The 1129-nt window shown below is 29.3% G+C and carries 1 protein-coding gene; it reads left to right on the top strand.

From position 1 onward, the window contains the following. The first annotated feature begins 109 nt into the window (after positions 1-109). On the top strand, positions 110-931 hold the full coding sequence (locus tag Q0945_RS15925) for a hypothetical protein (RefSeq protein WP_299436632.1): 822 nt from the start codon (positions 110-112) through the stop codon (positions 929-931). Positions 932-1129: the final 198 nt, after the last annotated feature.

The raw sequence follows: 1129 nt of genomic DNA, 5'->3' as shown, positions 1-1129 counted from the left end.
TATTAATTTTAAAAATTTATCTCTGGCTGACTGGTTAGCGTATACTTTCCCAGTCCGAAATCATAGCCGAGAACGTTAGGGTACATTTACAGAAACCAAGCAAACATCAATGAGATTAACAATTTTAATAGCCACTTTCCTTCTCTCGCAACTGACCTTTTCACAGTCAATAGCAAGTTATAACAGTAATGCTACCAAATACGAAAAAAACGCGAATTTCACTCAAATTATAGAAAAAACGAGTTTTTATAATTCGGACGGAATTAAAACGGAAATTGAGCATAAGGACTTCAATAAATCAATGCAATTGACAAGCCTTAAAAGATTCGATGATAAAAACAAATTGATTTGGCTAAATATTTATAAATATGACAGTTTACAGAGAAGAGTTAGACTTGATAACAAAAGATGGATAAATGTAATTGGATATCAAACAAAACACACTGAATATAAATATGATTCAATTGGGAATTTTGTTCAAATAGATTATAATTCACAAAAGCAAATTTCGAATATCGCTCAATACTTCTTGGACAAAGAAAAAAACTTAATTAGACTTGAGAACTATAATGGAAATGGTAGTTTAATTGGTTATGAAACTGCAAATTATGATTTAGAAAATAATGTCGTCGTCGTTAATCAATATAACAATAATAACGAGCTGGTTAATTCTAAGAATAGAGCTATAAGTCATTCTGGAGAGAAAAAACAAAAGACTTCGAATGAATATAATGAACAAGGAGATTTAATATTTTACAAAAGAAATTGGAATGACAATGATAATGTTTGTTACACAATTGAATATAAGTATAACAAAAAAGGAAATTGGATTTCAAAAAAAAGATATAGCCATATTAAAACTGAAAGTGGGAAGTTGAAAAAGAAAAAAATAAAAATGGTTAAAACGAGAAAAATAAAATACGGAGAATAAAAACGTACCCTAACACCGTATAAAATTAATGGCTAGACCTCTCCTACTTACGAAAATCCTCGCGGATTTTCTATTCGGTTTGTATTTGCTAAATTAGGTGCTTAAACAACGCAACTAATCTTATACAAACACGTTGCATGCAATAAACTAGCTTTTGGTGCATCTAGCTTACTTTATGAATTGAAATATAATTGGAAA

Source organism: uncultured Maribacter sp., assembly GCF_947500405.1.
Taxonomy (GTDB): domain Bacteria; phylum Bacteroidota; class Bacteroidia; order Flavobacteriales; family Flavobacteriaceae; genus Maribacter_B.
This window is presented reverse-complemented; position numbering and strand designations above follow the sequence as displayed.

Coding starts and splice junctions, on each gene's coding strand:
- Q0945_RS15925 (WP_299436632.1), top strand. CDS start 110: ATGAGATTAACAATTTTAATAGCCACTTTCCTTCTCTCGCAACTGACC.